The organism is Streptomyces sp. NPDC029674, from assembly GCF_044903205.1.
Lineage (GTDB): Bacteria > Actinomycetota > Actinomycetes > Streptomycetales > Streptomycetaceae > Streptomyces.
In genome coordinates this window covers 42,333-67,445 of the sequence record NZ_JBJDPY010000007.1, presented here as the reverse complement: position 1 = coordinate 67,445, position 25,113 = coordinate 42,333, and the positions used below count along the sequence as shown (strand labels likewise).

Genomic DNA, 25,113 nt, shown 5'->3' with positions numbered 1-25,113 from the left:
AGGACCGTAGGAGCACGGTCCACCCACGGGAGCCCGGATGATCGAAACGCCGTCCCTGGTGGACCAGTACTGCCACGGCATCCTCCGTACGGAGCTGGGCCTCGGCACCTTCGAGGCCCACCTCGGCCGGGGTGGCGGGCCGCCCGCCCCCGGCACCACCTTCTTCGACACCCAGACCGGCTTCGCGGTGCGCCGCTGGTGTCCGCCGCTGCTCGGCCTGGAGCCGCACTGCCCGCCGGCCCGCTATCTCGCCCGCCGCCGCGACCTGGGCGTACTGGAGACGGGCCGCCGCCTGCTCCGGGGCAGCGGCATCACCACCTACCTCGTCGACACGGGGCTGCCGGGCGATCTGACGGGACCCGGCGAGATGGCCTCCACCGGCGCCGCCGACGCCCGCGAGATCGTCCGCCTGGAATTACTCGCCGAGCAGGTCGCGGACACCTCGGGCACCGTCGACTCGTTCCTGGCCAATCTCGCCGAGTCCGTGCACGCCGCCGCCGGGGGAGCCGTCGCCTTCACCTCGGTCGCGGGCGTACGGCACCCGCTCGCGCCGGGCGCGGAACCGCCGGGGCCCGGCGAGGTGCGGGGCTCGGCCGGGCGCTGGCTGGCGGGGCGGCAGGTGGGCGGGGCGCTGGCCGATCCGGTGCTGCTGCGGCACCTGCTGTGGATCGCGGTGGCCTCGGGCCGGCCGCTGCAGCTGCACGCGGGCGCGGGGGACCCGCAGACGTACTTCGGGGACTTCGCCCGCGCCACCGCGGGCCTCGGCACCGATCTGGTGCTGCTGCACGGCTATCCGTACCACCGCAGCGCCGCGCATCTGGCCGCCGTCTTCCCGCACGTGTACGCCGACCTCGGCCCCGCGCTCGTCCGCACCGGGGCCCGCGCGGCGGCCGTGCTTGCCGAGATCCTGGAACTGGCGCCCTTCGGGAAGCTGCTCTTCTCCAGCGGCGCGCACGGGCTTCCGGAGCTGCACGTCGTCGGGGCGCACCTGTTCAGGGAGGCCCTAGGACGGGTGCTCGGCACCTGGGTCGCGGAGGGCGCCTGGTCGCTCACCGACGCGCAGCGCGTGGCCGGGCTGATCGCGGCCGGCAACGCCCGGCGGATGTACGGGCTTTAGGGCACAAGTCCTAGACGGCCGAGAGCCGTGAGTCGTCCGCCTGGGTGGGCACGTCGGCCGTCGTGAGCGGCCGCTCCCGCAGGGAGAGCAGCACCCGCATCACGGCGATCCACACCAGGCAGGACCCGAGCATGTGCAGTCCGACCAGGATCTCCGGCAGGTCCGTGACGTACTGGACGTAACCGATCGCGCCCTGCGCGAGGAGGATCAGGAACAGGTCGCGGACGCGGGCCAGCGGACCCGGCGGGGCGTCCACCGCCTTCAGGACGAACCACAGGGCGAACGTCAGCGTCACGACGATCCAGGCGAGGACCGCGTGCAGCTTGCTGACCGCCTCCCAGTCGAAGCCCATCCGCGGGACGTCGCTGGAGTCGCCCGCGTGCGGCCCGGAACCCGTCACGACCGTGCCCACGGCGATCAGTACCACGGAGGCCGCGACCAGGCACCACACGAGCTGCACCACGGCCTTGCCGACCAGCGGACGCGGCTCGGCGTCGCCCTCGCGGGTGCGCTGCCACATCGTGATGGCGACCGCGATCAGGGCGGAGGAGAGCAGGAAGTGCGCCGCGACCGTCCACGGGTTCAGGCCGACCAGGACGACGATGCCGCCGAGCACGGCGTTGCCCATCACCAGCCAGAACTGCGTCCAGCCGAGCAGGGTGAGGCTGCGCCGCATCGGCTTCTGGGAGCGGGCCGTGATGATCGCCCAGCCGACGGCCGCGCACAGCACGTACGTCAGCATGCGGTTGCCGAACTCGATGACGCCGTGGAAGCCCATCTCGCTGGTCGCGGTCAGGGACTCCTCCGTGCACTTCGGCCAGGTCGGGCAGCCGAGGCCCGAACCGGTCAGCCGGACGGCGCCGCCCGTCACCACGATGACCACCGTCATGACGAGGGAGATCATGGCCGCCTGCTGGACGGTCCGCTGGGTGGGGGTCCAGCGCTCGGCGATGAAGGCGAGCGGGTTCCGCACGGCTTGAGCGATGTGGGCTCGGGTCACGTTTGGCACGCGCACCATCGTAGGGGGCCGCTTGTGCATGTCTTCACGAGGGGCAGGCGCGCGGCGACACCCACACGGAAAGTGCGCCGTGGGTCACTCCCAGCGGAAGAACTTCGCCGCCGCGCCGAGCCCGATCACGGACCAGATCGCGAGGATCCCCAGGTCCCCCCAGGGCATGCCCGCGCCGTGCCGCAGCACGTCGCGCAGCCCGTCCGAGAGCGCGGAGATGGGCAGCCAGCCGAGCACCGTCTGGGCCGCGTCGGGGAACTTGTCGAGGGGGACGATTACGCCGCCGCCCAGGAGCAGGAGCAGGAAGACGAGGTTCGCGGCGGCGAGCGTCGCCTCGGCCTTGAGCGTGCCCGCCATCAGCAGGCCGAGCCCGGAGAAGGCGGCGGTGCCGAGTACGAGGAGCAGCAGTACGGAGCCGGGGTTGCCGTGCGGCGACCAGCCGAGGGCGAACGCGATGACCGTGACGAGCACGATCTGCAGGACCTCGGTGACCAGCACGGAGAGGGTCTTGGCGGCCATCAGGCCCCAGCGGGGGAGCGGCGAGGCGCCGAGCCGCTTGAGCACGCCGTACCGGCGCTCGAAGCCGGTCGCGATGGCCTGGCCGGTGAAGGCCGTCGACATCACGGCGAGCGCGAGGATGCCGGGCGCGAGGAAGTCGACGGCCTCGCCCTCGCCCGTGTCGACGATGTCGACCGCGCTGAAGAGGACGAGCAGCAGGGTCGGGATGATGACCGTGAGGAGCAGCTGCTCGCCGTTGCGCAGCAGCATCTTCGTCTCCAGGACCGCCTGCGCCGCGATCATGCGGGCGAGGGGGGCGGCGCCCGGCTTCGGCGTGTACGTTCCGGCGGCGCTCATCCGCGCAGCTCCTTACCGGTCAGTTCCAAGAAGACGTCTTCGAGGGTGTGGCGTTCGACGGAGATCTTGCCCGGCATGACTCCGTGCTGGGCGCACCAGGAGGTGACGGTGGCGAGCAGCTGGGGGTCGACCGTGCCGCTGACGCGGTAGGAGCCGGGGGTGAGTTCGGCCGCGGCCGAGTCCGGCGGGAGCGCCTTGAGCAGGGAGGCGACGTCGAGGCCGGGGCGGCCGGTGAAGCGCAGGGTGTTCTCGGCGCCGCCGCGGCACAGCTCGTCGGGGCTGCCCTGGGCGATGACCTTGCCCGCGTCGACGATCGCGACGTCGTCGGAGAGCTCCTCGGCCTCGTCCATGTGGTGCGTGGTGAGAATGACGGCGACGCCGTCGCGGCGCAGGTCGCGGACGAGCTCCCAGGTGGCGCGGCGCGCCTGCGGGTCGAGGCCCGCGGTCGGCTCGTCGAGGAAGACCAGTTCGGGCCTGCCGACCACGGCCATGGCGAGCGCGAGGCGCTGCTGCTGGCCGCCGGAGAGCCGCCGGTAGGTGGTGCGGCCGCAGCTGCCGAGGCCGAGCCGTTCGATGAGCGAGTCCACGTCGAGGGGGTGCGCGTGCAGCTTGGCCACGTGGCGGAGCATTTCGTCGGCGCGGGCGCCGGAGTAGACGCCGCCGGACTGGAGCATCACGCCGATGCGGGGCCGCAGCGCTTCGGCGTCGCGCGCCGGGTCGAGGCCGAGGACGCGGACGGTGCCGGAGTCCGGCTTCCGGTAGCCCTCGCAGGTCTCGATGGTGGTGGTCTTGCCCGCGCCGTTGGGGCCGAGGACGGCGGTGATGCCCGCCCCGGCCGTCAGGTCGAGACCGTCGACCGCGGTCTTGGTTCCGTACCGCTTGACCAGACGCTCGATCTGGAGGACGGGCTCGTTTCGCATGGTGAGCCAGTCTAGGGACGCGGGGAAGCCCGCGGGCGGGCGGGCCCTTCGGGCCGATCGGGCAGTGATCATTTCCGCAGGTCAGCTTAGGTATGCCTAAGTGATGCAGCGCACCGCGCGGTGATCACGACGCGGGTTGTCAGGCTCTGAGGAATTACGCAACAATGGCGTTGTGAAAAACGTTGGCGAGGCTCCGCAGGAGGAACTCGCGACCGGGGAGCGGTCCACCCGCAACCGTGTCGCGCGCTCCATCCTGGACCACGGCCCGTCCACCGTCGCCGATCTCGCGAAGCGCCTCGGCCTCACCCAGGCGGCAGTCCGCAGACACCTGGACGCCCTCGTCCACGAGAACGTCGTGGAGCCCCGTGAACAGCGGGTCTACGGCGCGCGGACCCGCGGCAGGCCCGCCAAGGTGTTCGCCCTGACCGACTGCGGGCGCGACGCCTTCGACCAGTCGTACGACAAGCTGGCCGCGGACGCGCTCCGGTGGATCACCGAGCGCCACGGCGAAGCAGCCGTCGTGGACTTCGCCCGGGCGAGGATCACCGCCCAGGCCGAGACGTACAAGAAGGCGATGGACGCCGCGCCGCCCGAACAGCGCACCGAGGCTCTTGCCAAGGCATTGACCGCCGACGGGTACGCTGCTACGGCGCGCAGCGCACCGGTCGGCGAGCAGCTCTGCCAGCACCACTGCCCGGTCGCCCACGTCGCCGAACAGTTTCCGCAGCTGTGCGAGGCGGAGACGGAAATCTTCTCCACGCTGCTCGGCACGCATGTGCAGCGCCTCGCCACCATCGCCCACGGAGACGGCGTCTGCACGACGTTCATTCCGCGCAGCGGCGGCGGCGACAGCGGCAGCAGCACCACACGGACCACCCCATCAGCATCAGCAAGCACGGCCGGGAGGAACCCCGCATGACGCTCCCCACGGAGACTGCTCACCCCGAGCTCGAGGGTCTGGGCACTTACGAATACGGCTGGGCCGACTCCGACGTCGCCGGTGCCTCTGCCAAGCGCGGCATCAACGAGGACGTCGTCCGCGACATCTCGGCGAAGAAGAACGAGCCGGAGTGGATGACCAAGCTCCGCCTCAAGGGCCTGCGCCTCTTCGACAAGAAGCCCATGCCGAACTGGGGCTCGGACCTCTCCGGCATCGACTTCGACAACATCAAGTACTTCGTGCGCTCCACGGAGAAGCAGGCGGAGTCCTGGGAGGACCTGCCCGAGGACATCAAGAACACGTACGACAAGCTCGGCATCCCCGAGGCGGAGAAGCAGCGCCTCGTCGCCGGTGTCGCGGCCCAGTACGAGTCCGAGGTCGTCTACCACCAGATCCGCGAGGACCTGGAGGAGCAGGGCGTCATCTTCCTGGACACCGACACGGCGCTGAAGGAGCACCCGGAGCTCTTCAAGGAGTACTTCGGAACCGTCATCCCCGTCGGTGACAACAAGTTCGCCTCGCTGAACAGCGCCGTCTGGTCCGGTGGCTCGTTCATCTACGTCCCCAAGGGCGTGCACGTCGAGATCCCGCTCCAGGCCTACTTCCGCATCAACACGGAGAACATGGGCCAGTTCGAGCGGACCCTGATCATCGTGGACGAGGACGCGTACGTTCACTACGTAGAGGGCTGCACCGCGCCGATCTACAAGTCGGACTCGCTGCACTCCGCCGTCGTCGAGATCATCGTCAAGAAGGGCGGCCGCTGCCGCTACACGACGATCCAGAACTGGTCGAACAACGTCTACAACCTGGTCACCAAGCGCGCCGTGGCGTACGAGGGCGCGACCATGGAGTGGATCGACGGCAACATCGGCTCCAAGGTCACGATGAAGTACCCCGCCGTCTACCTCATGGGCGAGCACGCCAAGGGCGAGACGCTGTCCATCGCCTTCGCGGGCGAGGGCCAGCACCAGGACGCCGGCTCCAAGATGGTCCACATGGCGCCGAACACGTCCTCCAACATCGTCTCCAAGTCGGTGGCGCGCGGCGGCGGTCGTACGTCGTACCGCGGCCTCGTCGAGATCGGTGAGGGCGCTGCCGGATCGAAGTCGAACGTGCTGTGCGACGCGCTGCTCGTCGACACGATCTCCCGCTCGGACACCTACCCCTACGTCGACGTCCGCGAGGACGACGTGTCGATGGGTCACGAGGCGACGGTCTCCAAGGTCTCCGACGACCAGCTCTTCTACCTGATGAGCCGCGGCATGACGGAGTTCGAGGCCATGGCGATGATCGTGCGCGGCTTCGTCGAGCCCATCGCCAAGGAGCTGCCCATGGAGTACGCCCTGGAGCTGAACCGGCTGATCGAGCTGCAGATGGAGGGTTCGGTCGGTTAAGACCGGACACCGTCCCCGCAGCGACTGACTTCTTTACGCAGAGAGAGAGCACGACGACAGCCATGGCTGAGGCTCAGAACATCCCGGTCGGGTCGACGACCGCCGGATCCATCGCGGTGGCCGCCGAGTCCACCGTCGCCACCCGCATGAGCGCGCCCCCGTCCTACGACGTGGCGGACTTCCCGGTCCCCCACGGCCGCGAGGAGGAGTGGCGGTTCACCCCGCTGGAGCGGCTGCGCGGGCTGCACGACGGCACCGCAGTGGCGAGCGGCGGCATCCGCGTCGAGGTGAGCGCCCCCGAGGGCGTCACCCAGGAGACCGTCGGCCGGGACGACGCGCGCGTCGGCAAGGCGGGCAAGCCCGTCGACCGCATCGCCGCCCAGGCGTACTCGTCCTTCGAGAAGGCCTCGGTCGTGACCGTCCCCAAGGAGACGGTGCTCACCGAGCCGATCCGGATCGCCGTGCACGGCGAGGGCGGCACCGCCTTCGCGCACCAGGTGATCGAGCTGGGTGCCTTCGCCGAGGCCCTGGTCGTCATCGACCACACCGGTGACGCCGTGCTCGCCGCCAACGTCGACTTCGTCGTCGGCGACGGCGCCAAGCTCACCGTCGTCTCCGTCCAGGACTGGGACGACAAGGCGGTGCACGTCGCCCAGCACAACGCGCTGATCGGCCGCGACGCCTCCTTCAAGTCCGTCGTCGTCACCTTCGGCGGCGACCTGGTCCGGCTGCACCCGCGCGTCAGCTACGCGGGCCCCGGCGGCGAGGCCGAGCTCTTCGGCCTGTACGTCACGGACGCCGGCCAGCACCAGGAGCACCGCCTCCTGGTCGACCACAACACCCCGCACTGCAAGTCGAACGTCGTCTACAAGGGCGCGCTCCAGGGCGACGACGCGCACGCCGTGTGGATCGGTGACGTCCTCATCGAGGCCGCCGCCGAGGGCACCGACACGTACGAGATGAACCGCAACCTCGTGCTGACCGACGGCGCCCGGGTCGACTCGGTGCCGAACCTCGAGATCGAGACCGGCGAGATCGTCGGCGCGGGCCACGCCTCGGCGACCGGCCGCTTCGACGACGAGCAGCTCTTCTACCTCCAGTCGCGCGGCATCTCCGAGGAGGACGCGCGCCGCCTGGTCGTCCGCGGCTTCTTCGCCGAGCTGGTCCAGCAGATCGGCCTGCCGGACGTCGAGGAGCGCCTCATCGCGAAGATCGAAGAGGAGCTGGAGGCGACGGTCGCATGACCATCGACGACGCCCGATTCGTTCGGGCCTGCGGGCTGGGCGAGCTGGAGGAGGACACCCCGAAGCGGGTGGAACTCGACGGCACGCCGGTCTCGGTCGTCCACACCGAGGGCGAGGTGTTCGCGATCCACGACATCTGCTCGCACGCGAACGTCTCCCTCTCCGAGGGCGAGGTGGAGGACTGCCAGATCGAGTGCTGGCTGCACGGCTCCAGCTTCGACCTCCGCACCGGCAAGCCGTCCGGCCTCCCCGCGACGCGCCCCGTCCCCGTATACCCCGTAAAGATCGAAGGGGGCGATGTGCTCGTTGACGTACACGCCTCCCTTTCCCAGGAGTCCTGAGGCACCCATGGCAACGCTTGAAATCAAGGACCTGCACGTCACCGTCGAGGCCGACAACTCCACCAAGGAGATCCTCAAGGGCGTCGACCTGACCGTTAAGCAGGGCGAGACCCACGCCATCATGGGCCCGAACGGCTCCGGCAAGTCGACGCTCGCCTACTCGGTCGCGGGTCACCCCAAGTACACGATCACCCAGGGCAGCGTGACCCTCGACGGCGAGGACGTCCTCGAGATGTCCGTCGACGAGCGCGCCCGCGCCGGCATGTTCCTCGCCATGCAGTACCCGGTCGAGGTCCCCGGCGTCTCGGTCTCCAACTTCCTGCGTACGTCGGCGACGGCGATCCGCGGCGAGGCCCCCAAGCTGCGCACCTGGGTGAAGGAGGTCAAGTCCGCGATGGAGCAGCTCCAGATGGACCCGGCCTTCGCCGAGCGCAACGTGAACGAGGGCTTCTCCGGCGGTGAGAAGAAGCGCCACGAGATCCTCCAGATGGAGCTCCTCAAGCCGAAGATCGCGATCCTCGACGAGACGGACTCCGGTCTGGACGTCGACGCGCTGCGCCAGGTCTCGGACGGCGTCAACCGCGTCCGTGAGACCGGCGAGGTCGGCACCCTGCTGATCACGCACTACACGCGCATCCTGCGCTACATCAAGCCTGACTTCGTGCACGTCTTCGCGAACGGCCGGATCGCCGAGTCCGGCGGCGCCGAGCTCGCCGACAAGCTCGAGGCCGAGGGCTACGAGGCCTACACGAAGGGTGGCGCATCCGCGTGACAGTGGCCCACCAGGGGCTTTCCGGCCTCCTCGACACCGAGGCGATCCGCAAGGACTTCCCGATCCTGGATCGCACGATCCACGACGGCAAGAAGCTCGTGTACCTGGACAACGCGGCGACGTCGCAGACGCCGCGCCAGGTCCTCGACGTACTGAACGAGTACTACGAGCAGCACAACGCCAACGTTCACCGCGGCGTGCACGTCCTCGCCGAGGAGGCCACGGCGCTCTACGAAGGCGCTCGTGACAAGGTCGCGGAGTTCATCAACGCGCCCAGCCGTGACGAGGTCATCTTCACCAAGAACGCCTCCGAATCGCTCAACCTCGTGGCGAACATGCTGGGCTGGGCCGACGAGCCCTACCGCGTGGACCACGAGACCGAGATCGTCATCACGGAGATGGAGCACCACTCCAACATCGTGCCGTGGCAGCTGCTCTCGCAGCGCACCGGCGCGAAGCTGAAGTGGTTCGGTCTCACGGACGACGGCCGGCTCGACCTCTCCAACATGGACGAGGTCATCACCGAGAAGACGAAGATCGTCTCCTTCGTGCTCGTGTCGAACATCCTGGGCACGCACAACCCGGTCGAGGCCATCGTGCGCCGCGCCCAGGAGGTCGGCGCGCTCGTCCTCATCGACGCCTCGCAGGCCGCCCCGCACATGCCGCTGGACGTGCAGGCGCTGCAGGCCGACTTCGTGGCCTTCACCGGCCACAAGATGTGCGGCCCGACGGGCATCGGTGTGCTGTGGGGACGCCAGGAGCTCCTGGAGGACCTGCCGCCGTTCCTCGGTGGCGGCGAGATGATCGAGACCGTGTCGATGCACTCGTCGACGTACGCTCCCGCGCCGCACAAGTTCGAGGCGGGTACGCCCCCGGTCTCCCAGGCCGTCGGCCTGGGCGCGGCCGTGGACTACCTCTCGGCCATCGGCATGGACAAGATCGCCGCGCACGAGCACGCGATCACCGAGTACGCGGTCAAGCGCCTCCTGGAAGTCCCGGACCTCCGCATCATCGGTCCGACGACGGCCGAGGAGCGCGGTGCCGCGATCTCCTTCACGCTCGGTGACATCCACCCGCACGACGTGGGCCAGGTGCTCGACGAGCAGGGCATCGCGGTCCGTGTGGGCCACCACTGCGCACGCCCCGTCTGCCTCCGCTACGGAATTCCTGCGACCACGCGAGCGTCGTTCTATCTGTACTCCACGCCCGGCGAGATCGACGCTCTCGTCGACGGCCTGGAGCACGTACGGAACTTCTTCGGCTGAGGGGCTGACCGGGACGTGAAGCTGGATTCGATGTACCAGGAAGTCATCCTGGACCACTACAAGCACCCGCACGGGCGTGGTCTGCGCGATGGCGACGCCGAGGTGCACCACGTCAACCCGACGTGCGGCGACGAGATCACGCTGCGCGTCAAGTACGACGGGTCGACGATCGCCGACGTGTCGTACGAGGGCCAGGGCTGCTCCATCAGCCAGGCCAGCGCGTCCGTCCTGAACGACCTGCTGGTCGGCAAGGAACTCGCCGAGGCGCAGAAGATCCAGGCGGTGTTCCTGGAGCTGATGCAGTCCAAGGGCAAGCTGGAGCCCGACGACGCGATGGAGGAGGTCCTGGAGGACGCGGTCGCGTTCGCCGGTGTCTCCAAGTACCCCGCGCGCGTCAAGTGTGCTCTGCTGAGCTGGATGGCGTGGAAGGACGCGACGGCCCAGGCACTGGGCGAGACCGACGGGGCCGCTGAAAGGAAGACGGCATGAGCGAGAACGAGACACTCACGACGAAGCCCGCTTCGGAGGAAGAGGTCCGCGAGGCGCTGTACGACGTCGTCGACCCCGAGCTGGGCATCGACGTCGTCAACCTGGGCCTCATCTACGGCGTGCACATCGACGACGCCAACATCGCCACGATCGACATGACGCTGACGTCCGCGGCCTGCCCGCTGACCGACGTCATCGAGGACCAGGCGAAGTCGGCGACCGAGGGCATCGTGAACGAGCTCCGGATCAACTGGGTCTGGATGCCGCCGTGGGGTCCTGACAAGATCACGGACGATGGGCGCGAGCAGTTGCGGGCGCTCGGGTTCAACGTCTGACAGGCAGGTCCTCGTAAGGCCCTCCACGCCACCGGCGCGGGGGGCCTTACGCATGCTCCGGTCCGTTTGCGTACGCCCGTACGCATCGATATGTACACTCGTACGCATGGGATACGCACTGCTGGCCGCGGCCATCGCGGCGGAGGTGGCCGGGACGACGGCCATGAAGTACAGCGAGGGCTTCAGCCGGCTGGTGCCCTCGCTCATCACGGTCGCGGGCTATCTGCTCGCCTTCACCCTGCTCGCGCAGACGCTCAAGACGCTCTCCGTGGGGACCGCCTACGCGATCTGGGCCGGCATCGGCACCGCCGCCGTCGCCGCGATCGGCATGATCTTCCTGGGGGAGTCGGCCAACATGGTCAAGATCGCCGGCATCCTCCTGGTGATCGCGGGTGTCGTCGTGCTCAATCTCGGCGGGGCGCACTGATGCCCCGCCGCTACGACCCGGAGCGCCGCCAGCGCATCATCGACGCCGCGATCCGTGTGGTGGGCGAGAAGGGGATCGGCGGGCTCAGTCACCGCTCGGTCGCCGCCGAGGCCGATGTGCCGCTCGGCTCCACGACGTACCACTTCAAGACGCTCGACGAGCTGCTGGTCGCCGCGTTGCGGCAGAGCAACGAGAGCTTCACCAAGGTGATGGCCGCCAGTGACGCCTTCGAGGACCCGTCGGCCGACCTCGCCGGACAGCTCGCCCGGCTGCTCGGCGAGTGGTTCGCGGGGGAGCGGTCCGGGGTGGAGCTGGAGTACGAGCTCTACCTCGCGGCCCTGCGCAGGCCGGCGCTGCGCCCCGTGGCCGCGGAGTGGTGCCAGGGGCTCACCGAGGTGATCGGGCGGCGCACGGATCCGGTGACGGCACGGGCGCTCGTCGCCCTGCTGGACGGGGTCTCCTTGCAGGTGCTGCTCACGGGCGGCGAGTACGACGAGGCGTACACGCGGGAGATGCTCGGGCGGTTGGTGCCGTCGGGGGCCTGAGCGGAGCCGGGGGCTCAGGAGGCCGGTGGCGTCAGGGACTTGATCGCGGTGAGGGCCGCCGTGACGCTCGCCGTGACGTCCTTGACCGGGTACTGGACGTGCCGGATGACCCGGTCGGCGTCCACCACCAGCGTCAGCCGCTTCATCCGGCTCACGCCCGCCGCGCGGAACGTCGGCAGGCGCAGGGCCGCCGTGAGGGCCAGCTCGGCGTCCGAGAGGAGCGGGAAGCGGAGGCGCTCCTTCTCGGCGAACGCCCGCTGTTCGTCGGGGCGTTGGGACGAGACGCCGTGCACCGTCGCGCCCGCCGCGGTGAACTCCGCGAGCTGGTCGCGGTACGTGCAGGACTCCAGCGTGCAGCCGCGCGCGCCGGGGATGCCGGCCCAGCCGGGCGGATACGCGTCCGCGCGGGCGAACGCGCCGGGGAAGCAGTACAGGACCGTGTACGGGGTGTCGGCGGCCACCGGGTCGCGCGACTCCCCGTCGTGGCCCACGAGCCGGAGCTCCGGCACACGTGTGCCGAGCAGTTCATGGACCCGCCGCGCCTCCAGGGACGCATCCGTCGCCGTCGCCATCGTCTCTCCGTCTCCCAGTACCCAGGTGTCGCCCCAGTCCTGGAGGGCGACCAGGACGGGCAGCAGCGCGCGGCCGCGCGGTGTCAGGCGGTACTCGTGGCGCACCGGGCGGTCCTGGTACGGGACGCGGGCCAGCACGTCGGCCGCCACGAGGAGGCGCAGCCGCTCGGTCAGCACCTTGCGGGACATGCCCAGTTCGCGCTGCAGCTCGTCGAAGCGGTGCACCCCGCGGGCCGTGTCCCGCACGATCAGCAGGGTCCACCAGTCGCCGACGACGTCCAGGGCCTGCGCGATGGCGCAGTGGTCGTCGTCGAGCCGGGTCCGTTGCGCCATGACGCCCATGCTGACATAGTCCGTTCCCAAAAGGAACTGACTCATCGAGCCGGCGGGGGCCGACATGCGGGGGCTGCGTGACGTACCGAGGACCGTCTGGCTGCTCGCGGCGGGCCAGTTCTTCAACATGGTCGTCGCCTTCACCTTCGTCTACTTCTTCGTCTACCTGACGGACGGGCGCGACCTCTCGGTCGCCCGGGCCGGCCTGATCAGCGGCATCGGCGGCGCAGGCATGGTCGCGGGCAACTTCACCGGCGGCTGGTTCGGCGACAGATACGGCCACCGCCGCGTCCTGCTCGCCGGATCGCTGATCAGTGGCTTGGGCGTGCTCGCACTGCCCGTCCTGCCGGTCGCGCTCCTGTACGTCGTGCCGACGCTCAGCCAGTACGCGGGCGGCTGCGCGCGTGCCGCCAACGGCGCCCTCGTCGCCGTCACCGTGCCCAAGGGCGGGCGCCGCCAGGCCTTCGCCGTGACACGGTTCGCGGCCAACGCGGGCTTCACCGTCGGGCCCCCGCTGGGCGCGCTGCTGATCGCCCACGTCTCGTACGGATGTCTCTTCGTGGTCGACGGGATCGGCACGCTGGTCTTCGCGGCGTATGCCTGGCGGGTCCTGCCCGCGCACGGGGCGGCGCGCGCCAGCACGGCGGCGGGGCCCGGGCCGGGTGTCTTCGCCGCCCTTCGGCAGCGCCCCACCGTCCTCGTCCTCCTCGGAGCCATCCTCGTCACCGACCTCGTCTACCGCCAGCAGTACTCGACCCTCCCCGTCGACCTCGACCGGCACGGTCTCGGCACCGGCGTCTACGGCTGGCTCCTCGCGGTCAACGGCGGCGTCATCCTGCTCCTCGAACTCCCCGCCACCCTCGCCCTGCGCGGCCGCGCGCCGCTGCGGATCATCGGGGCCGGACTGCTGCTCGTCGGCGCGGGCTACGCCGTACTGGCCGTCGGCACCGGCGTCGCCACCGCCGCGGCCATGATGCTGCTGCTCACCGCGGGCGAGATCCTCTACAAGACCCCGGCCACGGCGTACGTCGCCGACCACGCGCCCGCACACGTGCAGGGCCGCTTCCAGAGCCTGTACTCCGGCGTCTCGGTCAGCGGCGTCGTCCTGTCGGCACCGCTCGGCGGCGCGCTGTACACGGTGGCGCCGGGCCTGCTGTGGCCGGTCTGCGCGGTGCTCGCGGGGGTGGCGGGGTGCGTGGTCCTCGCGGCGGGGAGGGGGCGGAGCCGGGAGCGGGCCGCCGTCGTCGCCGCGGGCAGCCCGGACCCTGAGACCGGTTCGCCCGCACGCAGTGCCTCCGGTTAGGTTTCACCCATGACCGACACGAATGTTTCCCGCACCACCGGCGCCGTCGCGGCGGGCCTCGCCACCGTCGCCGCCGACGGCACCGTTCTCGACACCTGGTTCCCCGCTCCCGAGCTCGTCGGCGAGCCCGGCCCGGCCGGCAGTGAGCGGCTGACCGCCGAGCGCGCCGTGGAGCTGCTCGGTGAGGGCGCCGCCAAGGCCATCGGCCCTGACGCCCGTCGGGGCGTGGAGATCATCGCCGTACGTACGGTCATCGCGTCCCTCGACGACAAGCCGCTGGACGCCCACGACGTCTACCTGCGTCTGCACCTGCTCTCGCACCGCCTGGTCAAGCCGCACGGCGTGAACCTGGACGGCCAGTTCGCCTTCCTCGCCAACGTCGCCTGGACCTCGCTCGGCCCGGTCGCCGTCGACGACGTCGAGAAGGTCCGGCTGAACGCCCGCGCCGAGGGCCTGCACCTCGCCGTGACGTCCATCGACAAGTTCCCGCGCATGACCGACTACGTCACGCCGAAGGGCGTCCGCATCGCCGACGCCGACCGGGTCCGCCTCGGCGCGCACCTCGCCGCGGGCACGACCGTCATGCACGAGGGCTTCGTCAACTTCAACGCGGGGACCCTGGGCACCTCCATGGTCGAGGGCCGGATCTCCGCCGGCGTCGTCGTCGGTGACGGCTCCGACATCGGTGGCGGCGCCTCCACGATGGGCACGCTCTCCGGCGGCGGCAACGTCCGCATCGTCATCGGCGAGCGCTGCCTCGTCGGCGCCGAGGCCGGGGTCGGCATCGCGCTGGGCGACGAGTGCGTCGTCGAGGCCGGGCTGTACGTCACCGCGGGCACCCGCGTCACCATGCCCGACGGACAGATCGTCAAGGCCCGCGAACTCTCCGGCGCCTCGAACATCCTCTTCCGCCGCAACTCGGTCACCGGCGCCGTCGAGGCCCGCCCGAACAACGCGGTGTGGGGCGGTCTGAACGACGTGCTGCACAGCCACAACTGACGTACGCGTCACAAGGGGGGACGACATGAACAGAACGGGTGCGCGGGCGCTGGCCCTCGGTGCCGTATCCGTGCTCGGCCTGGTGGCCGGGTGCGGGCAGGGCGTGGGGCAGCCCCGCGACGACGTCCGCGGTGGCGGGCACGAGGTGAGCCGGGCGGCGGCCGGCGACCACAGCCACCCGCTGCGCAAGAGCGACATCCCCTGGAGCGGCAGCCCCAGCCCGTTCAACGCGCAGGTCAAGCTCGCCGACGGGCGGCGCGTGGCCATGCACTACATGCGGGGCAAGGGGCTCTTCGTGCAGGACTACAGCCCCCGCGCCAAGGGCTGGTCCAAGCCGGCCGTCGTGTACAGGACCAAGACCGACGCCTGTCAGGGCATCACCCTCAAGGCCAAGGACGGCACCGTCGCGGCCTTCGGTGACTTCGCACGGTACTGCGCGGACGGCGAACCGCCGACCGAGTCGGTCGCCGCGGTGACCGTCGGGCGGCTGACCAAGTGGGACAAGCACCTCACGACGGACTTCGACGGCTGGGAGAAGATCGTCGTCGCCCCCGGAGGCAAGAAGGTCACCTTCAGCCGGGGCAGTAACACGCTGCGCTGGACCAGGGCCGCCGGGTTCCCGGCCGCCCGCTGAGGCGTTACGACCGGAGCGGCCACCCCTCGACGGAGAGGGGTGGCCGCTCCGTTTTCTCTTTCGGTGAGGATTTTTCTTTCGGTGAGGAGGCATAGCGGGGGCTGCCCGGACCCGTCCTCATCCATGCGGGAGGGCAACAGGCCCACCAGGGAGCGAAGGTGACGATGGATGCGCAGGAGCAGGACCGTTTCCGGGAGTTCGTGGAGACCAGATCGTCGGCGCTGCTGAAGACCGCCGTACTGCTCAGCGGGGGCGACCGGCACGCGGGTGAGGACCTGCTGCAGAACGCGCTCGTCAAGGCGGCGGGGCGGTGGCAGCGGATCGACGAGCCGGAGGCGTACGTCCGGCGGATCCTGTACCGGCAGCAGGTCAGCCGGTGGCGGCTGAAGTGGCCCCGGCGCGAACAGGCCGTCGCCGAGCCGCCGGAGCGCGCCGCGTCCGGCGACGGCACATCCGCCGCAGAGCTGCGGATCGTGATGCGCGGGGCGCTGGCCAAGCTCACCGCACGCCAGCGCACCGTGCTCGTACTGCGCTACTTCGAGGACCTCCCGGAGGCCGAGGTCGCCGCCGTCCTCGGCTGCTCCGTCGGCACCGTGCGCAGCACGACGCACCGCTCCCTCGCCCGGCTGCGGGGCCTCGCGCCCGAGCTGGCACGGCTCGACGGGCCGGACGACCGGCCCACGACCGCGTCCCCCGACTTCTCGCCGATGGAGGTACGACCGTGAAGGTGACAGATCTGGTCCGTGAGTCGCTGCGGGAGCAGGCGGACCAAGGGAGCTTCGTGCCGGGGGACTTCGCCGACCGGGTGCTGGCCGTGCGCAGGCGGCGCAGGACCCGGACGATCGTGGGCGCCTCACTCGCGGTGGTGACGGCCACCGTCGTGGCGGTGGCGGTACCGGCCATCGGCCCGGACTCCGAGGACGGGGGCCCGCGCCCGGCCAGTGAGCTGCGGAGCGGCGACGTCCTGGCGCACCCGGGCCAGACACCGCCCCGCGAGCTGATCGCCGCGGGCGACACGGCGCTCGCCGCGTACAGCACGAACAAGCGCGTCAAGCAGCCCGACGGCGACGCCGTCATCACCCGCACCTACCGGCTCCTCGACCAGAAGACCGGCACCTACCGCGCGGCCCCCCGCTGGTCGTGGCTCGACGTCGCGCCCGGCATGCGGACCGCCGCCGTCCTGGAGCGCGGCCTGCCCACGAAGCGGATCGGTCTGCTGAACCTGATCACGGGCAAGGTCGAGCGGTGGATCCCGGTGGACCGCGGGGTCGGCGGCGTCGAGTTCTCGCCCGACGGCAGGAAGCTCGTCGCGACGACGTACGCGGACGACCCGGACCGGCTCGACAAGGGCCGGCCGATGAGCGACGGCAAGCACACGGAGCCGGGCCCCGCCGCCCCGACCAGGACCGGCTTCTACGTCCTCGACGTGGCCTCCGGGAAGGGAAGCTGGGGCGAGGTGAAGACGAAGGCCGGCAGTTTCGGTCTCGAGGACATCAACACCCGCCAGGACTTCGCCTTCAGCCATGACGGCTCCCTGGTCTACACGGGCCTCACCCACGCGCCGCACCAGCAGTACTACGACTTCGAGGGCCGCAAGCGGAGCACCCCCGCGAAGGAGAAGCATCTGCACTGGTTCGTGGACGCCGGGCTCTCCCCGAACGGGAGGCTCGCCGCCGGTGACTTCGTGGGCGGTGGCGATACCACCGCCACCGAGGTCAACGACGCCCTCACCGGCAAGCGCGTCGCGAAGATCCCCGGCCAGCAGCTCCTCGCCTGGGCCGACGACAAGCGGCTCATCGCCTGGGACATCGCGCCCGGCACGAGCGAGTACCGCAACCGGCTCGTCCTCGTCACCATCGGAAGCAAGAAGACCGTCCCCCTCAGCGGCTACCGCTCCTCGAAGGCCGATGCCGTCGGGCGCTGGAACCCGGTCTTCGCCCGACGCTGACCTGCCGTGTGCGGGGATAGCGTCGCCCGGTCCGGGTACTCGGGCCTCCCAGCCAGAAGGGAGGCGAACCCCCGTGACCGGGACCATGGGCGAGCAGCCGACGCGCGACCACCCGCAGCACTCGGTGGGAGAGCTCGTCGAGCGGGCCACCGCACAGCTTTCGGAACTCGTACGTCAGGAGATGCGGCTCGCCGGCCAGGAGATGGCCGAGAAGGGAAAGCGCGCGGGCCGCGGTGGAGGGCTCCTCGGAGCGGCCGGCGCGGTCTCCTACATCGGGCTCATGGCGCTGGCGGCCACGGCGGCCGCGGCGCTCTCACTGACCATGCCCGTCTGGGCCGCCGCCCTCATCGTCACCGGCGTGCTGTTCGCCGTGGCCGGGGTGCTCGCCGCGCTGGGGCGCAAGCAACTGGCCCGCGCGGTACCCCCCGTGCCGCAGGAGGCGATGGACAGCGTCAGGGCGGATGTCGACGAGATCAAGGAAAGGGCCCACCGATGACGGACACCCCGAAGGACTCCACCAGCACGGGTGCGAAGGGGCCGGACGAACTGCGCCGGCAGATCGACGAGACCCGCAGCAACCTGGGCGAGACCGTCGAGGAGCTGGCGGCGAAGGCGGACGTGAAGACCCGCGCCCGGGAACGGGCCGCGGTGGTCAAGGGACAGGTACGAGGAACGGCGGCACAGGTGAAGGACAAGGTGACGGAACAGGCGGCGCGCGCCAAGGGCAAGGCCGCCGACGAGGCGGGACACGCCAAGACCGTGACGGCCGAGAGCGCGGCACGCGCCAAGGACAAGGCTGTCGAGAGCGCGGCCCGCGCCAAGGGCGCCGTGCTCGAAGGCAAGGCGCGCGCGGAACAGTACCCCGCCGTGGCCCAGGCCGAGGAGAAGGTGGCCGAGGTCGCGCGCCGCGTGCAGGACGGCACGCCCGAGCCCGTACGGGCCGTCGCGAACGGCGTCGTGGAGACCGGCCGCCGTCGCCCGGGGGCGTTCGCCGCGGCGGGCGCGGGCCTCCTGCTCGCCTACGTGGTGCTGCGCCGCCGCAAGGGGGCGGGCCGGTCATGAGCGGGATCCAGGTCCTCTACAAGCCGCTCGGTCTGGCCTTCGGCATGGCCGGCGGTGCGCTCGCGGGCGCGCTGTTCAACCGCACCTGGAAGGCGGTGGCGGGCCAGGACGACGCGCCGGACGCGCACGACGAAGAACGCGACTGGGGCGAGATCCTCGCCGCGGCCGCGCTCCAGGGCGCGATCTTCGCCGTGGTCAGGGCCGCGGTGGACCGCGGCGGCGCGATCGGCGTGCGGCGTGTGACGGGACGCTGGCCGGGCTGACACCCACGCCGACGAGGCCTGCGCCGCACGGCTCGCACCCCCGCACGGCTCGTCCGGGCGGCCGTCGACACGTACGGCCGCCCGGACACCGGGGCCCGCGTTGACGGGGCCCGGCGCGCGGAGCAAGCTCGGCGCATGGCCACGACGCAGCACCATCCTTACGCGCGTTACGTCGCGATCGGCGACAGCCAGACCGAGGGGCTCGGGGACGGCGACGAGGAGCGCGGCTACCGCGGCTGGGCCGACCGGCTCGCCGAGATCCTGGCCGCCGGGCACCCCGACTTCACATACGCCAACCTCGCCGTGCGCGGCCGTCCGACGGCGCGGATCAAGGCGGAGCAACTGGCTCCCGCCCTCGCCCTGAAGCCGGACCTCGTGACCGTCATGGCGGGCATGAACGACCTGGTGCGGCCGGGCTTCGACGCCGGGCGCGTCGCCGCCGACATCGAGGAGATGTTCACCCGGCTCACCGCCGCGGGCGCGCGGGTGGCCACCGTGACCTTCCCGGACATCGGGCGCGTCGCCCCGATCGCGCGGCGCGCGCTGCCCCGTGTCCTGGAGCTCAACGCCCGGATCCGCGCGGCCGCCGACCGCCACGGTGTGCTCGTGTTCGACACGTTCCCGCACCGCATCACCACCGATCCGCGGCTGTGGAGCAGGGACCGCCTGCACGCGAGCCCGCTCGGCCACGCCCGGATCGCCGCGGGCATGGCGGACGTGCTCGGCGTCGCCGGGCAGGAGAGCTGGCTGCGCCCGCTGCCGCCGCTGGCCCCGGTGTCCGTGCTCGGGGCGGTGACGGCGGAGGCGCGCTGGTTCGCCGGGTTCATGGGGCCGTGGCTGTGGCGGCGGGTGCGGGGGCGTTCGTCGGGCGACGGGCGGGAGGCGAAGCGGCCGGTGCCGGCGGAGGTGTCGGTACGCGACGGAGGGGCTTGACTTCAAGTTTGGTTGAGGTTGGAGCGTTGTCCTCGACAGCGACAGCGACAGCGACCGAACGGATGGCCTGCCATGCCTACGACCTCCAGCATCACCGGCACCACCAGCACCGGAACCCTCCCCGACCCCACCCGCCCCGACGGCGGCCTCACCTTCATCAGTACGTGGAGCACCGGCTCGCCCGAGCGGCAGCGGGCCACCCTGGACGCCATCGCGAAGGCCTGGGAGACCCGGCCCTGGCCGCACGAGGGCCTCCTCTCGTACACCGTGTACGCGGGCTCCGACGGCTCCACGGTCCTGCACCACTCGCAGTGGCGCGACGAGGCGGCCTACCAAGAATTCTTCGCGAGCGCTGGGAACGGCAGGGACGCCAGGAACGCCGAGATCGACGCGGCCGTCCCGGGCATCGAGCGGCTCGGCCTGAACAAGACGCGGCTGTACCGCAGCTGGAGCGACGGGCGCGGGCGCGAGGGGCGCGAGCCCGGCGCGATCGTGATCGCGCAGGCCGACTTCGAAGGCCCCGACGCCGACCGGCAGCGCGCCTGGGCGGACGGGATGATCGACGCCCTGGACGACGGATCCGGCGGCGCTCCCGGTCTGTACGCCGCGCACTTCCACGTCAGCACGGACGGCAGGCGGGTCCTCACCTACGCCGAGTGGGAGAGCGAGCAGGCCCACATCGACGCGCTCGCCCCGGCGGGCGACGGGGCGGTGGCCCGGTACCGGTTCGCGTACGGCTTCGTACCGAGCAAGGCGTAGTTTCCCGGCACCCTCCCGCCGACGGCTCCGCCCCGCCTGGACAGTGCGGGGCGGCGGCGGGAACGTGGGTCCATGCTGGAGGCACCCAGGAGGCCGTCATGAGCGGCGACGGCAGGCCGGGCCGGGGCGGCAGGCCGGGCAGGCGCAGGTCCGGCAGGGCGAGGGCCGACAGCGGCAGGCCCGCAGGTACCGCAGGGGCGGCCGGCGCGGGCAAGGCGTTCGAGATCGTCCGCGAGCTGGAGGTCGAGGGTTCACCGGCCCGGCTCTGGGCCGCCCTCACCACCGGCACCGGCGGCTGGCTGTGGCCCATGGAGTACGAGCCGCGCGAGGGCGGCGCCGCCCCCTCCGGCGGCACCGTCACCCGCTGGGACCCGCCGCACCGCCTCACCGCCCGCGTCGAGGACCCGGACCGCGTGCCGGGCCAGAGCCTCGACCAGCTCGACCACCTCATCGAGCCGCGCGACGGCGGGCGCCGCTCCTGGCTGCGCCACGTCCACAGCGGCATCTTCACCGGCGACTGGGACGCGCAGTACGACGGAGCCGTCCGGCACACCGACTTCCATCTGCACACCCTGGGCCAGTACATGGCGTACTTCGAGGGCCGCCCCGTCACCTTCTCCGCCGTCAAGGGCCCGCCCGCCGCCGGCGCCCCGGACGCCTTCGTCAGGCTCACCCGCGCCCTCGGCCTGCCCGACGACGCGATGGACGGGGCCCGCGTCCGCGTCCAGGCCCCCGGCGGCGAACTCGACGCAGTCATCGACTTCCGCAGCCCCTACTTCATCGGCCTGCGCGCGGACGAGACGCTGCACCGCCTCTTCGGCCGCAACCACTTCGGCGCCCGGGTCGGCGTCAGCGTCCACGACTTCGGCGCGCACGCGGACGCCAAGGGCACCGAACTGGCCTGGCAGGACTGGCTGGACCACCTCTACGGCTGACGGGCCGCCCGCGGTGTCACGGCCGGAAGCGCAGCACCTGCGGATCGTGATCGCTGTTCTGCTCCGCGAACTCCGCGTTGATGTGCACGCTGTCGTAGCTGAAGTCGTCCGCGTCGCCCACCCCCGGACTGGTCAGGATCTGGTCGAGGACCTGCGAGTTGCCCTGGTAGACGTACGAGTAACGCTCGCTCCTGGGCAGCGACTTGACGGCCGCACGCAGCGCGCCCCCGTCCGTCAGCGCCTTGGTGGTCGCCGAGAACTCGAAGTCGTTGATGTCCCCGAGCACGACCACGTCCGCGTCCCGCCGGACCTCGCGGATGTCCTTCACGAAGCCGTTCACGGCCTGCGCCTGCTTGAGCCGCTTGGCCTCGGAGGAGCGCACCGGCGGCTGGTGGTGCGAGGTCAGCCCCTCGTCGCCGCCCTTCGACCCGAAGTGGTTGGCGATCACGAAGACCGTGCGGCCGCGGAAGACGAACTCACCGGCCAGCGGCTTGCGGCTGTCCGACCACGCGTCGTTCAACGGGTCGATCCGGCCGGGGGAGTGGCTGAGCGCGGCCCGGCCCTTCTCCCGTACGACCTCCGTGGGCGTCGTAGCGTCGCCGGGCGCGCGCTCGGTGAAGGAGACGCGCTCCGGGTTGTGGAGGAAGACCTGGCGGATGTTGCCGCCGGGCTCGCCGCCGTCCTTGTTGTTCTGCGGGGCGACGGAGTGCCACGCGTAGCGCGGCCCGCCCGCGGCGACGATCGCGTCCGTGAACTTCTTCAGGGTGGCGTCCGCGGACACCGTCCCGTCGTTCTTCGCGCCGTTGTCGTCCTGGATCTCCTCCAGGGCGAGGATGTCGGGCGAGGCGAGGTTCGAGACGACGGCCGCGGCCAGCGCGTCGAACTTCTGCTGCGGGTCGCCCGGGTCGAGGTTCTCGACGTTGTACGTGGCCACGGCGAGCTCACCCTTGGCCTGCCGCCGCGTCTTCTCACGCGCGAGGCCCTGGTCGGCGACGCCGCCGAGCTCGCGCGCGACCAGCGTGTAGCCGCCGAACTGGTTGAAGTCCAGGGGCCCTTCGGCGCCGCCGCGCAGCACGTCACCGACGTTCGCCTTGGGGAAGGGCTTCTCGGAGACGGGCGCGAGCTGCTGGATCTGCAGCCGCCCGCCGTTCTGCGCGTCGTACGAGCCGTAGACGGTGCCGCCGCGCCGGTTCCGGTTCTCGTGCTTCTTCACCGTGACCCACAGCTCGTTGTACGCGTCGGTCGCGCCGACCACGCGCGAGGTGCCGACCCGCACGTTCATGCCCTCCAGGGACTCGTACAGGTCCAGGGCGTACGAACGGGGCTTCAGCGGCAGCGCGTTGACGCTGCCGCCCTGCGCGGGGTCACCGGCCGGGGCGTACGCGGCGGGAACCGACTTCGCGCCGATCGTGACGGGCGCGGGCAGCGGGTTGCCGGACGACTCCACGGTCACCGTCGGCTTCGTGATCTGGGTGAGGGACTGGTTGCCGGATCCGGCGCCCCCGGGCACGTACTCCGAGACCGTCCCGGAGACCCGCACCGCGTCGCCCGCCTTCACGGTGAGAGCCGCCGAGCCGGTGAAGACGAAGACTGCCTCGCTGGTGGCCGGGTTCTTGTCGGCGTCACCGTCGGCGGACTGGATCCAGAAGCCCTTGGAGCCGTACCCGCGGACCCCGGTCACGATGCCCTCGACGTCCGTGACCTGCTGTCCCGCCAGCGGGGAGACACGGGTGGTGCCCTGGATGTCGTGGACGCGGACCTCGTCGGCGGACGCGGCGGAGGAGGAGGCGGCGAGCAGACCGGCGGCGAGCGCGGTGGCGACGACGGTGCTGACGGCGGCGGATCTCAGAGCGCGGGGCTTCGGTATGTGCGGCGTCGGTATGTGCGGCATCAGGGAACTCCGGATGAGGGAAGGGAGCGCCCGAACGGGTGCTCTACGCGCGTCAATCTCTTGCCTGACCAGGGGAGTTGTCAAGGTTCTCCGGGGGGCCTTTCCCTGTACGTCTTCTGACAGGGACATGAACCGGGCGGCATGGTGCCAAATCCGTCTAGGCTTGCGCCTTGCCGATCCGTACCTTCGGCGCCCCGCACCCTCGGAGGAGAACCAGCCGATGTCCGTAAGCCCCGCCACCCTGCCGCCGGTGCTGCTGCACTCCGAAGCGGAACTCGCGCGGGCCGCGCTCGCCTCACCGCTGCTGTCCCGCGCCGTCCGGCTCGCCCGCTGGGCGGGACCCGGCACCCGGGTCGGCGCGGGCGGCGAGCTCGTCGACGCCCAGCTCCCGGCCGCCGCTGCCGAGCTGGACCTGGCGGCGGAGGGCATCGACGAGGCGGACGCCGCCGCGTACGCGAGCGAGGCGTGGCGGGTCGCCGTGGACACCGGCCTCATCGAGGTCACGGACGCCGAGGAAGAGGGCGCGGAAGGCACCGTCACCCAGGGCGAGGATCTCGCGCTGCTCTCCGCGGGCAGCCCGCAGGACGTCCTCGGCATCTGGCTCGGCGCCCTCGACACCGTGTACGCGGACGCCACCGTGCCCGACATGGAGAACCTCCTCGACGTCCTGGAGGAGAACGGCGAGGTCGACTTCGACGAGCTCGGCTGGGACCCGCAGGCCGAGGCCGACTTCCTCGACGGCGTCCTCGGCAACCTCTACCTGCTCACGGTGGGCGACGCCGCGGCCGGCGAGGACCCCGTGCCGCTGCCCGCGCTCGCCGCCTCGATGCTCGTCCCCGACGACATGGGCGAGCCCACGGACGACGTCCTGGAGCAGGTGTCGGACGCGATGATGAAGCTCGACGACCAGTTCCGGCTCTTCGAACCGCTCGGGCTCGTCGAGTACCAGCCGGTCGACGAGGCGCTCATGGCCGACATCGACGACGACACCGCGGAGGCACCGGCCCCCGTCGACGACGAGGACGTCAGCCGCTACGGCATGGTCCGGCTCACCCCCCTCGGCCTGTACGGCGTCCGCGCCCGCATGCTGGAGGCCGGCGTCGACGCGCCCGCCGTCGGCGACCTCGCGGACAAGGGCGCCGACGCGCTGCTCGACGGCACCTCCACCTTCCCGCAGCACGCCGCGCAGGCCGAGATCGAGCAGTGGCTCGCCCGGCACGAACCCCTCGACGCCGCACGGCAGTTGCTCGCCGCGGCGCGCGGCGGCGACGAGGGCGCGCCGCTGCGCAGGCTCCGCTGCCAGCAGGCGCTCTCCCTGGTCGGGAACGAGGCGGAGCCGGCGCTCCGCGAGGTCCTCGACGACCCGGAGCTCGGCGGCCTCGCCCGGGTGTGGCTCGCCGAGCACGGCGCCGCGGACGTGCCCGCGCCGTCGGAGGCGCTCATCTTCTGGCTGACCATCGACACGCTCGCCGCGCAGCTCGCCGCCGAGGGCAACTCGGACGAGCTCCAGGGCCTGGTCGAGGGCCTCGCGGAGCAGCACAGCGGGTTCTTCGCCACGGCGTGGCGCGTCGAGCACCCCGCCACGGCCGACGTCCTCGACGCGATGGGCCGCCTGCACCCCGACAAGAAGGTGGCGAAGGAGGCCCGCAAGGCGGCGTTCAAGGCGAGGTCGCAGCAGGGGCTCTGAGCCGGTTTCGCTGTGCCGTGGGGGGGGGGGGGGGGGGGGGGGCGCCCCCCCCCGCCCCCCCCCCCCCCGCCCCCCCGCCGCGGGGGGGGGGGGGGATAAGACACCCCCACCCACAAAACACACCCCACGAGCGCCGCT

Annotated in this window: 28 protein-coding genes; 23 read left to right on the top strand and 5 right to left on the bottom strand. The window is 71.4% G+C overall.

Going from position 1 to position 25,113, the window contains the following annotated elements; translation table 11 throughout:
• Window positions 1–37 precede the first annotated feature (37 nt).
• Complete coding sequence (locus tag ACI2L3_RS18305) at window positions 38–1,117, top strand: amidohydrolase family protein (protein ID WP_404753378.1); 1,080 nt, start codon at window positions 38–40, stop codon at window positions 1,115–1,117.
• A 10-nt stretch (window positions 1,118–1,127) separates the two neighbouring features.
• Here the strand turns inward: ACI2L3_RS18305 and ACI2L3_RS18300 are convergent, their stop codons facing one another.
• The 3 genes from ACI2L3_RS18300 to ACI2L3_RS18290 all read right to left on the bottom strand — a co-directional run bounded on the left by ACI2L3_RS18300 (window position 1,128) and on the right by ACI2L3_RS18290 (window position 3,901).
• On the bottom strand, window positions 1,128–2,135 hold the full coding sequence (locus tag ACI2L3_RS18300; RefSeq protein ID WP_404753377.1) for a heme A synthase: 1,008 nt from the start codon (window positions 2,133–2,135) through the stop codon (window positions 1,128–1,130).
• Window positions 2,136–2,210: 75 nt separating this feature from the next.
• Window positions 2,211–2,981, bottom strand: a complete 771-nt coding sequence (locus ACI2L3_RS18295) for an ABC transporter permease (protein WP_404753376.1) — start codon at window positions 2,979–2,981, stop codon at window positions 2,211–2,213.
• Window positions 2,978–3,901 (bottom strand): ABC transporter ATP-binding protein, encoded by a 924-nt coding sequence (locus tag ACI2L3_RS18290; RefSeq protein ID WP_404753375.1) that lies wholly within the window; start codon window positions 3,899–3,901, stop codon window positions 2,978–2,980. Before ACI2L3_RS18290 ends, ACI2L3_RS18295 begins: the two co-directional genes overlap by 4 nt.
• Before the next feature lie 172 nt (window positions 3,902–4,073).
• On the opposite strand from ACI2L3_RS18290, the gene ACI2L3_RS18285 reads away from it, so the two are divergent.
• The 10 genes from ACI2L3_RS18285 to ACI2L3_RS18240 all read left to right on the top strand — a co-directional run bounded on the left by ACI2L3_RS18285 (window position 4,074) and on the right by ACI2L3_RS18240 (window position 11,656).
• Entirely contained in the window at window positions 4,074–4,820 is a 747-nt protein-coding gene (locus tag ACI2L3_RS18285; RefSeq protein ID WP_404753374.1) for a helix-turn-helix transcriptional regulator, read from the top strand.
• Window positions 4,817–6,238 (top strand): Fe-S cluster assembly protein SufB, encoded by a 1,422-nt coding sequence (gene sufB / locus ACI2L3_RS18280; protein WP_404753373.1) that lies wholly within the window; start codon window positions 4,817–4,819, stop codon window positions 6,236–6,238. Before ACI2L3_RS18285 ends, sufB begins: the two co-directional genes overlap by 4 nt.
• A gap of 62 nt (window positions 6,239–6,300) precedes the next feature.
• Window positions 6,301–7,482, top strand: coding sequence for a Fe-S cluster assembly protein SufD (sufD, locus tag ACI2L3_RS18275; protein WP_404753372.1), 1,182 nt, complete (start codon window positions 6,301–6,303; stop codon window positions 7,480–7,482).
• A complete protein-coding gene (locus ACI2L3_RS18270) occupies window positions 7,479–7,823 on the top strand; it encodes a bifunctional 3-phenylpropionate/cinnamic acid dioxygenase ferredoxin subunit (RefSeq protein WP_404753371.1) in 345 nt (114 codons plus the stop codon). Before sufD ends, ACI2L3_RS18270 begins: the two co-directional genes overlap by 4 nt.
• 7 nt (window positions 7,824–7,830) lie before the next feature.
• Window positions 7,831–8,595, top strand: coding sequence for a Fe-S cluster assembly ATPase SufC (sufC, locus tag ACI2L3_RS18265; RefSeq protein ID WP_362995453.1), 765 nt, complete (start codon window positions 7,831–7,833; stop codon window positions 8,593–8,595).
• A complete protein-coding gene (locus tag ACI2L3_RS18260; protein ID WP_404753370.1) occupies window positions 8,592–9,860 on the top strand; it encodes a cysteine desulfurase in 1,269 nt (422 codons plus the stop codon). Before sufC ends, ACI2L3_RS18260 begins: the two co-directional genes overlap by 4 nt.
• Before the next feature lie 15 nt (window positions 9,861–9,875).
• Window positions 9,876–10,349 carry a Fe-S cluster assembly sulfur transfer protein SufU gene (gene sufU, locus ACI2L3_RS18255; protein WP_369212507.1) on the top strand — a complete coding sequence of 158 codons (474 nt, stop codon included), beginning with the start codon at window positions 9,876–9,878 and terminating at the stop codon, window positions 10,347–10,349.
• Window positions 10,346–10,684 (top strand): metal-sulfur cluster assembly factor, encoded by a 339-nt coding sequence (locus tag ACI2L3_RS18250; RefSeq protein WP_030358830.1) that lies wholly within the window; start codon window positions 10,346–10,348, stop codon window positions 10,682–10,684. Before sufU ends, ACI2L3_RS18250 begins: the two co-directional genes overlap by 4 nt.
• A gap of 106 nt (window positions 10,685–10,790) precedes the next feature.
• Window positions 10,791–11,111 (top strand): DMT family transporter, encoded by a 321-nt coding sequence (locus ACI2L3_RS18245; RefSeq protein WP_404753369.1) that lies wholly within the window; start codon window positions 10,791–10,793, stop codon window positions 11,109–11,111.
• Entirely contained in the window at window positions 11,111–11,656 is a 546-nt protein-coding gene (locus ACI2L3_RS18240) for a TetR/AcrR family transcriptional regulator (RefSeq protein WP_404753368.1), read from the top strand. The genes ACI2L3_RS18245 and ACI2L3_RS18240 overlap by 1 nt, the downstream gene beginning before the upstream one ends.
• A 14-nt stretch (window positions 11,657–11,670) precedes the next feature.
• Here ACI2L3_RS18240 and ACI2L3_RS18235 read toward each other — a convergent pair whose 3' ends face one another.
• Window positions 11,671–12,561 carry a winged helix-turn-helix transcriptional regulator gene (locus ACI2L3_RS18235; protein WP_404753367.1) on the bottom strand — a complete coding sequence of 297 codons (891 nt, stop codon included), beginning with the start codon at window positions 12,559–12,561 and terminating at the stop codon, window positions 11,671–11,673.
• Window positions 12,562–12,625: 64 nt separating this feature from the next.
• On the opposite strand from ACI2L3_RS18235, the gene ACI2L3_RS18230 reads away from it, so the two are divergent.
• From ACI2L3_RS18230 to ACI2L3_RS18180, 11 genes are all read left to right on the top strand, one after another.
• The gene (locus tag ACI2L3_RS18230; protein ID WP_404753366.1) at window positions 12,626–13,864 is read left to right on the top strand and encodes an MFS transporter; all 1,239 of its coding nucleotides are present in this window, start codon (window positions 12,626–12,628) and stop codon (window positions 13,862–13,864) included.
• 9 nt (window positions 13,865–13,873) lie between these two features.
• Window positions 13,874–14,863 carry a 2,3,4,5-tetrahydropyridine-2,6-dicarboxylate N-succinyltransferase gene (gene dapD / locus ACI2L3_RS18225; RefSeq protein WP_404753365.1) on the top strand — a complete coding sequence of 330 codons (990 nt, stop codon included), beginning with the start codon at window positions 13,874–13,876 and terminating at the stop codon, window positions 14,861–14,863.
• A gap of 25 nt (window positions 14,864–14,888) precedes the next feature.
• Window positions 14,889–15,497, top strand: a complete 609-nt coding sequence (locus ACI2L3_RS18220) for a hypothetical protein (RefSeq protein WP_404753364.1) — start codon at window positions 14,889–14,891, stop codon at window positions 15,495–15,497.
• A 164-nt stretch (window positions 15,498–15,661) separates the two neighbouring features.
• Window positions 15,662–16,222 (top strand): SigE family RNA polymerase sigma factor, encoded by a 561-nt coding sequence (locus ACI2L3_RS18215; RefSeq protein WP_404753680.1) that lies wholly within the window; start codon window positions 15,662–15,664, stop codon window positions 16,220–16,222.
• Window positions 16,219–17,445 carry a WD40 repeat domain-containing protein gene (locus tag ACI2L3_RS18210; RefSeq protein WP_404753363.1) on the top strand — a complete coding sequence of 409 codons (1,227 nt, stop codon included), beginning with the start codon at window positions 16,219–16,221 and terminating at the stop codon, window positions 17,443–17,445. The genes ACI2L3_RS18215 and ACI2L3_RS18210 overlap by 4 nt, the downstream gene beginning before the upstream one ends.
• 73 nt (window positions 17,446–17,518) lie before the next feature.
• Entirely contained in the window at window positions 17,519–17,941 is a 423-nt protein-coding gene (locus tag ACI2L3_RS18205) for a phage holin family protein (RefSeq protein ID WP_404753362.1), read from the top strand.
• Window positions 17,938–18,507: a DUF3618 domain-containing protein gene (locus ACI2L3_RS18200; RefSeq protein ID WP_404753361.1), complete on the top strand. Its 570-nt coding sequence runs from the start codon at window positions 17,938–17,940 to the stop codon at window positions 18,505–18,507. Before ACI2L3_RS18205 ends, ACI2L3_RS18200 begins: the two co-directional genes overlap by 4 nt.
• Window positions 18,504–18,770 carry a DUF4235 domain-containing protein gene (locus tag ACI2L3_RS18195; RefSeq protein ID WP_404753360.1) on the top strand — a complete coding sequence of 89 codons (267 nt, stop codon included), beginning with the start codon at window positions 18,504–18,506 and terminating at the stop codon, window positions 18,768–18,770. Before ACI2L3_RS18200 ends, ACI2L3_RS18195 begins: the two co-directional genes overlap by 4 nt.
• Window positions 18,771–18,905: 135 nt before the next feature.
• Window positions 18,906–19,703 (top strand): SGNH/GDSL hydrolase family protein, encoded by a 798-nt coding sequence (locus ACI2L3_RS18190; RefSeq protein WP_404753359.1) that lies wholly within the window; start codon window positions 18,906–18,908, stop codon window positions 19,701–19,703.
• Between the two features lie 72 nt (window positions 19,704–19,775).
• Window positions 19,776–20,462 carry an antibiotic biosynthesis monooxygenase gene (locus tag ACI2L3_RS18185; RefSeq protein WP_404753358.1) on the top strand — a complete coding sequence of 229 codons (687 nt, stop codon included), beginning with the start codon at window positions 19,776–19,778 and terminating at the stop codon, window positions 20,460–20,462.
• A 98-nt stretch (window positions 20,463–20,560) separates the two neighbouring features.
• Entirely contained in the window at window positions 20,561–21,397 is an 837-nt protein-coding gene (locus ACI2L3_RS18180) for an SRPBCC domain-containing protein (RefSeq protein WP_404753357.1), read from the top strand.
• A gap of 16 nt (window positions 21,398–21,413) precedes the next feature.
• Here ACI2L3_RS18180 and ACI2L3_RS18175 read toward each other — a convergent pair whose 3' ends face one another.
• A complete protein-coding gene (locus ACI2L3_RS18175; protein ID WP_404753356.1) occupies window positions 21,414–23,288 on the bottom strand; it encodes an endonuclease/exonuclease/phosphatase family protein in 1,875 nt (624 codons plus the stop codon).
• Window positions 23,289–23,508: 220 nt separating this feature from the next.
• Between ACI2L3_RS18175 and ACI2L3_RS18170 the strand changes: the two genes are divergently transcribed.
• A complete protein-coding gene (locus ACI2L3_RS18170) occupies window positions 23,509–24,975 on the top strand; it encodes a hypothetical protein (RefSeq protein ID WP_404753355.1) in 1,467 nt (488 codons plus the stop codon).
• Window positions 24,976–25,113: the final 138 nt, after the last annotated feature.

What these genes read in the sequence shown, in the direction of transcription:
- ACI2L3_RS18270 (WP_404753371.1), top strand. Translation starts at nt 7,479, where the DNA reads ATGACCATCGACGACGCCCGATTCGTTCGGGCCTGCGGGCTGGGCGAG.
- ACI2L3_RS18300 (WP_404753377.1), bottom strand. Translation starts at nt 2,135, where the DNA reads ATGGTGCGCGTGCCAAACGTGACCCGAGCCCACATCGCTCAAGCCGTG.
- sufC (WP_362995453.1), top strand. Translation starts at nt 7,831, where the DNA reads ATGGCAACGCTTGAAATCAAGGACCTGCACGTCACCGTCGAGGCCGAC.
- ACI2L3_RS18250 (WP_030358830.1), top strand. Translation starts at nt 10,346, where the DNA reads ATGAGCGAGAACGAGACACTCACGACGAAGCCCGCTTCGGAGGAAGAG.
- ACI2L3_RS18235 (WP_404753367.1), bottom strand. Translation starts at nt 12,561, where the DNA reads ATGGCGCAACGGACCCGGCTCGACGACGACCACTGCGCCATCGCGCAG.
- ACI2L3_RS18175 (WP_404753356.1), bottom strand. Translation starts at nt 23,288, where the DNA reads ATGCCGCACATACCGACGCCGCACATACCGAAGCCCCGCGCTCTGAGA.
- ACI2L3_RS18195 (WP_404753360.1), top strand. Translation starts at nt 18,504, where the DNA reads ATGAGCGGGATCCAGGTCCTCTACAAGCCGCTCGGTCTGGCCTTCGGC.
- ACI2L3_RS18230 (WP_404753366.1), top strand. Translation starts at nt 12,626, where the DNA reads ATGCGGGGGCTGCGTGACGTACCGAGGACCGTCTGGCTGCTCGCGGCG.
- ACI2L3_RS18305 (WP_404753378.1), top strand. Translation starts at nt 38, where the DNA reads ATGATCGAAACGCCGTCCCTGGTGGACCAGTACTGCCACGGCATCCTC.
- ACI2L3_RS18295 (WP_404753376.1), bottom strand. Translation starts at nt 2,981, where the DNA reads ATGAGCGCCGCCGGAACGTACACGCCGAAGCCGGGCGCCGCCCCCCTC.
- ACI2L3_RS18215 (WP_404753680.1), top strand. Translation starts at nt 15,662, where the DNA reads ATGGATGCGCAGGAGCAGGACCGTTTCCGGGAGTTCGTGGAGACCAGA.
- ACI2L3_RS18190 (WP_404753359.1), top strand. Translation starts at nt 18,906, where the DNA reads ATGGCCACGACGCAGCACCATCCTTACGCGCGTTACGTCGCGATCGGC.
- ACI2L3_RS18240 (WP_404753368.1), top strand. Translation starts at nt 11,111, where the DNA reads ATGCCCCGCCGCTACGACCCGGAGCGCCGCCAGCGCATCATCGACGCC.
- ACI2L3_RS18170 (WP_404753355.1), top strand. Translation starts at nt 23,509, where the DNA reads ATGTCCGTAAGCCCCGCCACCCTGCCGCCGGTGCTGCTGCACTCCGAA.
- ACI2L3_RS18220 (WP_404753364.1), top strand. Translation starts at nt 14,889, where the DNA reads ATGAACAGAACGGGTGCGCGGGCGCTGGCCCTCGGTGCCGTATCCGTG.
- ACI2L3_RS18290 (WP_404753375.1), bottom strand. Translation starts at nt 3,901, where the DNA reads ATGCGAAACGAGCCCGTCCTCCAGATCGAGCGTCTGGTCAAGCGGTAC.
- sufD (WP_404753372.1), top strand. Translation starts at nt 6,301, where the DNA reads ATGGCTGAGGCTCAGAACATCCCGGTCGGGTCGACGACCGCCGGATCC.
- ACI2L3_RS18180 (WP_404753357.1), top strand. Translation starts at nt 20,561, where the DNA reads ATGAGCGGCGACGGCAGGCCGGGCCGGGGCGGCAGGCCGGGCAGGCGC.
- sufB (WP_404753373.1), top strand. Translation starts at nt 4,817, where the DNA reads ATGACGCTCCCCACGGAGACTGCTCACCCCGAGCTCGAGGGTCTGGGC.
- ACI2L3_RS18200 (WP_404753361.1), top strand. Translation starts at nt 17,938, where the DNA reads ATGACGGACACCCCGAAGGACTCCACCAGCACGGGTGCGAAGGGGCCG.
- ACI2L3_RS18245 (WP_404753369.1), top strand. Translation starts at nt 10,791, where the DNA reads ATGGGATACGCACTGCTGGCCGCGGCCATCGCGGCGGAGGTGGCCGGG.
- ACI2L3_RS18185 (WP_404753358.1), top strand. Translation starts at nt 19,776, where the DNA reads ATGCCTACGACCTCCAGCATCACCGGCACCACCAGCACCGGAACCCTC.
- dapD (WP_404753365.1), top strand. Translation starts at nt 13,874, where the DNA reads ATGACCGACACGAATGTTTCCCGCACCACCGGCGCCGTCGCGGCGGGC.